This is a genomic window from Microcystis sp. M53602_WE12 (assembly GCF_030065455.1).
Taxonomy (GTDB): Bacteria; Cyanobacteriota; Cyanobacteriia; order Cyanobacteriales; family Microcystaceae; genus Microcystis; species Microcystis aeruginosa.
The window spans coordinates 1-4,907 of the sequence record NZ_JASJFB010000268.1; the positions used below are offsets into that span (position 1 = coordinate 1).

A 4,907-nucleotide genomic window follows, 5' to 3' on the forward strand; every position below is an offset into this window, starting at 1 on the left:
GACTGCAAAATACCGAACTGATTACTATTGGTGCTTGTGAAACGGCGCGGGAAGTGGATGGAGTCGGTTTGGCGGGTTTGGCTTATGTTTGGGAAAGGGCGGGGGCGAAAACCACCCTCGCCAGTCTTTGGAATGCCACCGATTTTGGGCAATATACCCAACAAAACAGCCCCAAATCGCCCCCGTGGGCAATTTTAAATCAATTTTATGCCAATTTACAACAGGGCATGACCAAAGCGGAAGCCCTCCGTCAGGCAAAACTCGCCCATATTGACCTTCATCCTTTCTTTTGGGCGGCGTTTATCCTGATTGGAGATGGTCAAGAGGTGGGAGCAGGTAGCAGGTAGCAGGGGGGATCAAAGACAAAATCTATTGGCTAAAAAACCGGTACACTGATAACTGATAATTGACAACTGATCACTGCTTATGCCTCCTCGTTGGCCCCGTCAACCCGATCGCAAAAACGATCCCGCTTTCCGACGTTTAGATGATCGCATGAATTTCGCCGTTCATGTGGCGGGTTTTTTAGCGATTAATTCAGGGTTGTGGTTCTTTCATATCATTAAATTCTCCGATTGGACTTGGTTAAATCTGTTCACGGGAATTTGGGCTATTCTATTGGTGGGACATTTGATTTATATAGCGGCGATCGCTAACTACTCGGTAACATCCCATGGCTAACACAACTCAGGACATCGAAAATCTGGCGGCCCAAATCGGCGACAATATCTACATTGACGTGGCTAAATGGCATCTCTATCTCCGGGAAGCACATTTACACAGCGTCGTTGCCGAAAAAGTCTTCCCTTTGCTCGAAAACGACAGCTTAAGTGAGAATGCAGTCATGTCTATCCTGCGGGAGATAAAAGTCACCCTCGGAGGTGGTCATCTGCAAGTTTCCCTGGCAGATTTATTACCCAGCAAATGTCAGATAGATTTAATCGATTTGCTAGAAGAATACCAAAAAAGTCGCTAAAATTCCCCAATAGTATGCCTGATAACTCGCAACTATAGGGTTGGCTGAATAAATCTAAAAACATTGTTCGATAAGTACTGGCCCTTGGAGTGATCTGGGGGAAAATTCAGGCACTTTTCCCCTGAAAATGGCTAAAACCCTACACCCCACACCCCACACCCCACACCCCACACCCTACCCCCACCGAAAAACTTTTTCAGCATACCCTAGTTAGAAATAGTCCCCCAGAAGCAAACCATGGAAATAGGTGTTCCCAAAGAGATTAAAGATCAAGAGTTTCGCGTCGGTTTGAGTCCCAGTAGTGTGCGTGTACTCAATGATCGCGGTCACAGGGTATTTGTGGAAACGGCCGCCGGATTGGGTGCTGGATTCAGCGATGAAGATTACCAAAAATCCGGGGCCAAAATTGTGGAAAAAGCGGCCCAAGTTTGGGATAAACCGCTAATTGTCAAGGTAAAAGAGCCGCTTAAGACAGAATACGGCTTTTTAAATAAAGAAGCTCTCCTATTCACCTATTTACACCTAGCGGCCGAGCGCTATTTAACGGAAGCATTAATCGAGTCGGGAACAACTGCGATCGCTTATGAAACGGTCGAGCTTGCCGATGGTCGTTTGCCTCTCTTAACTCCCATGAGTGTTATTGCCGGTCGTCTTTCGGTACAATTTGGGGCCCGCTATCTGGAAAAACAACAGGGAGGTAGGGGAGTTTTACTGGGGGGTTTCCCCGGGGTGAGTCCCGGACAAGTGGTTATCCTTGGCGGTGGTGTGGTGGGTACGGAAGCGGCCAGAATTGCCATCGGTATGGGGGCAAAAGTAACTATTTTAGATATTAACGTCGAGCGCTTGGCCTATTTAGAGACTTTATTCGGTTCGCGGGTAGAATTGCTTTATAGTAGCTCGGCACAATTAGAAAATGTGGTTCCTAAGGCCGATTTATTGATTGGGGCAGTGCTAGTCTTAGGAAAACGAGCGCCGACGCTGGTTTCTCGCTCTTTAGTCGCCAAAATGAACCCTGGTTCCGTAATTGTCGATGTGGCAGTGGACCAAGGAGGCTGCGTGGAAACCCTGCGGGCCACTTCCCACAGTCAACCGACTTACCTGGAGTCGGGAGTAGTACATTATGGAGTGCCTAATATGCCTGGAGCAGTACCCTGGACGGCAACTCAAGCTTTAAATAATAGTACCCTACCCTACGTTATTAAATTAGCCGACCATGGAGTAAAAGCTTTGGATCAAGATGTTTCCCTCGCTAAGGGGTTAAATGTCGCCAATCATCGGTTAATTCATCCAGCAGTGCGCGAAGTTTTTCCCGATTTGATTTGAGCAGTAATTTCAGGGCTGATCGTGGTATTTTCTAGGGGTTATGACTAAGAATTTATGGACAAGGGATGAGCTGCTGATCGCTCTCAATTTATACTATAAATTTCCCTATGGACAATTCCACACCAATAATCCTATTATTATCGAAGTCGCTGAAAAGTTACAGCGAACACCATCGGCCCTGGTGATGAAACTATGTAATTTTGGTTCTCTCGATCCCAGGCATCAATTGCGAGGAGTACAGGGGTTAAAAGGTATCAGTAAAGCTGATCGGCAAATCTGGCAGGAGTTCGAGGATAACTGGACAGAATTAGCCCTAGAAAGTGAGGAAAGATTACAGGTTCTTTTAGGAGTTATCAACGAACAGCAAGAGGATTTTACTAGACTTGATTTTTCGGAAAATATCAAAACAGAAACCGAGGCAATCAGAAAAGTTAGAATCGGACAAAACTTTTTTAGAAAGACAATTTTAGCATTATATAACTATCGTTGCTGTATTACAGGAAATCCCATTCCGCTGTTACTAACAGCTAGTCATATATTACCCTGGAGTCAATTTCCTGAACAGCGTTTAAACCCTCATAATGGCTTGTGCCTAGCTCGTACTCATGATACTGCTTTCGATCGAGGTTTAATTAGTTTCGATGAGGATTTAAGATTAATTATTGGCCATGAGATCGAAAAAAAGGCTCAGGATCAAGGTAGCGAGACGTTAGCACTAAATTTTATCAACTATCGCGGTAAAACTTTAAATGTTCCCGCTCGCTTTTCACCAGATTTAGATTTTTTAAACTATCATCGCTATCATATATTTCAGGGCTAAAAGTACGATATTGCCGCACCAGCTTGACTAAGCAGGTCAATTTTATCAGTACCAATAGCAAAATCCGTAACTCGGTCTAGGGCTGCGGCAGTGGACTGACTAAACTGGTCGCTTAACAAACCTGAATTTAAAGGGAATCCAAACAGTTATCCAAATCCGCCAAGGATTGAAAATCCAAGAGAGCCTCCCCCAACTGTTCTAATTGCGACGCCGTCAGCCCACGAATCTGGGCCACCACATCCGGACTCAGGGTACCAAATCGTTTTGACAACTGTCGCACAATCAGCAGAGATTCTCCTTCGAGAAGCCCCTCCTGACGACCCTCCTGGCGACCTTCTTGACGACCTTCTTGACGGGCAATACGTTCTACCGATAAGACATAGGGCATGGCTTTATTTTTCTCCAAATTTTGAATGGACGTCCACAGTTGTTTCTCCAAGTCTTGGGGCAACTTCATTAACCAGTCGATAATGCCAAACAAATCAAGAATCCGTTGCTTATCCCAATCCCTCTCATATAGTAATCGAGCCAACTGCCACTTGGCGTCATAGCGCCCTGACGGATTATTGCGGGTTTGTTGGGTTAATAAATGGGCCGCAGTCACCAGGGCAAAAGGGTTGGGATTGTCTAGCAAAGCATTGAGACAGTTGGCGTAGTCAAGAATTTTTACTGTCGCAAATTCAATGCTTGTCCGACTACCAAGCAAGTCGTAGCTGAATCCCTGGGGTCGCCAGCTTGGATTTGTATCTGCTAACACGGCTAAGGTTGCAACCGGGCGACGGTAACGGTCATAAAGCCGATAGTTGTAAATAAACAACCGTTCAGCAAAGGTTCTATTCCGTCGCCCCTGAACCTCCACATGAATATAAACCCATTCCTGCTTGGCCGTGGTCAGGGTCACTTCTACCAAACAGTCCACCCGTCGCCGCCCTAATTCCGCATCTGCCACAATTTGGGCCAGTTCTTGCTCCAGAAACCTATGGGGGAATGTCCAATCAATGGACTCTTGACATCCTCGCCGCCGTAAAACGGACGGCGATTCCTCACCACGCCACTTTTTTAGGGTGGTCGCTGAATGGGGTTGACGCTTCACCGAAAAACGCTTAATTGCTTAAGTCTGACTCTTTCTCCACGTCCGTTTTGAGTGTCCGAATGCCCTCCGGCCACTTTGAACAAGTCGAAAAAATCTAATGTTCAACCTTATTTCCTAGAAAGTTTTACTTGTTCAAGGCCGAATTTGAATTCTTTTCTGAACAAAACCCCCTACTATCTGTTGTCAAGGTTCAGTTTTTAGCTTGGTTATCGCTTTTTCCATTGTAGCCTAAAGCCGTCCTAAAAGGACGGGGTTTTAACCCAAATTTTCGATAAGCCGCCGGAAAGTAAAACGCCAGAAACTCCTGGAAATACCGCACCAGAGCCGTTTTCCAAGGACTATCGTAGTCGTCAGGTGCATTGGTCATCGGAAATTTTGGGTCTGAAACCCCGCCGTTCTAGGTTGGCTTTACGTTAGAATTAAAAGGCCAGTCTCGAAAACCAAGTGGACGGCGCAGCACCTTGAAAACTCGGCTTAGGGGGTTCCGACCAGAAAAGCTTGGCCGGGTAAAAAGTCGCGCGCAACAAGTACAAGAAGCGTTTAGCTGGAAACGTACCGTGGGACACACGGAATCGGGCTTCTGAAATGGGGCGAAAGTCTGTGGACTCTGTGTAAGACAGTACATGGTTTTTTAACTGTGGTATGCGACGGTGGTGGAAGCAGAAACTTAAATCGTGAGGTTTAGGAATCGCCGC

At 46.2% G+C, this 4,907-nt stretch carries 7 protein-coding genes and 1 pseudogene; 5 read left to right on the plus strand and 3 right to left on the minus strand.

The window, feature by feature from the left end; all coding sequences use genetic code 11:
* The 5 genes from PX482_RS09765 to PX482_RS09785 form a co-directional block, all read left to right on the plus strand.
* The coding region (locus PX482_RS09765) for a CHAT domain-containing protein (protein WP_288122372.1) at nucleotides 1-347 on the plus strand (347 nt) is incomplete at its 5' end.
* Between the two features lie 79 nt (nucleotides 348-426).
* Nucleotides 427-681: a hypothetical protein gene (locus tag PX482_RS09770; RefSeq protein WP_002761850.1), complete on the plus strand. Its 255-nt coding sequence runs from the start codon at nucleotides 427-429 to the stop codon at nucleotides 679-681.
* Nucleotides 674-976, plus strand: a complete 303-nt coding sequence (locus tag PX482_RS09775; protein ID WP_002761852.1) for a DUF3181 family protein — start codon at nucleotides 674-676, stop codon at nucleotides 974-976. The genes PX482_RS09770 and PX482_RS09775 overlap by 8 nt, the downstream gene beginning before the upstream one ends.
* A gap of 237 nt (nucleotides 977-1,213) precedes the next feature.
* Nucleotides 1,214-2,299, plus strand: a complete 1,086-nt coding sequence (gene ald / locus PX482_RS09780) for an alanine dehydrogenase (protein WP_288027362.1) — start codon at nucleotides 1,214-1,216, stop codon at nucleotides 2,297-2,299.
* A gap of 40 nt (nucleotides 2,300-2,339) precedes the next feature.
* Nucleotides 2,340-3,119: an HNH endonuclease gene (locus PX482_RS09785; protein ID WP_288094105.1), complete on the plus strand. Its 780-nt coding sequence runs from the start codon at nucleotides 2,340-2,342 to the stop codon at nucleotides 3,117-3,119.
* 5 nt (nucleotides 3,120-3,124) lie between these two features.
* On the opposite strand, the pseudogene PX482_RS28070 reads toward PX482_RS09785, so the two are convergent.
* The 3 genes and pseudogenes from PX482_RS28070 to PX482_RS09795 form a co-directional block, all read right to left on the minus strand.
* Nucleotides 3,125-3,226: pseudogene (locus PX482_RS28070) on the minus strand (bluetail domain-containing putative surface protein); the annotation flags it as partial.
* A 20-nt stretch (nucleotides 3,227-3,246) separates the two neighbouring features.
* Nucleotides 3,247-4,068, minus strand: coding sequence for a DUF4351 domain-containing protein (locus tag PX482_RS09790; protein WP_223213056.1), 822 nt, complete (start codon nucleotides 4,066-4,068; stop codon nucleotides 3,247-3,249).
* A 334-nt stretch (nucleotides 4,069-4,402) separates the two neighbouring features.
* Entirely contained in the window at nucleotides 4,403-4,579 is a 177-nt protein-coding gene (locus tag PX482_RS09795) for a hypothetical protein (protein WP_288024922.1), read from the minus strand.
* Nucleotides 4,580-4,907 lie beyond the last annotated feature (328 nt).

What these genes read in the sequence shown, in the direction of transcription:
- PX482_RS09770 (WP_002761850.1), top strand. Translation starts at nt 427, where the DNA reads ATGCCTCCTCGTTGGCCCCGTCAACCCGATCGCAAAAACGATCCCGCT.
- PX482_RS09775 (WP_002761852.1), top strand. Translation starts at nt 674, where the DNA reads ATGGCTAACACAACTCAGGACATCGAAAATCTGGCGGCCCAAATCGGC.
- ald (WP_288027362.1), top strand. Translation starts at nt 1,214, where the DNA reads ATGGAAATAGGTGTTCCCAAAGAGATTAAAGATCAAGAGTTTCGCGTC.
- PX482_RS09785 (WP_288094105.1), top strand. Translation starts at nt 2,340, where the DNA reads ATGACTAAGAATTTATGGACAAGGGATGAGCTGCTGATCGCTCTCAAT.
- PX482_RS09795 (WP_288024922.1), bottom strand. Translation starts at nt 4,579, where the DNA reads ATGACCAATGCACCTGACGACTACGATAGTCCTTGGAAAACGGCTCTG.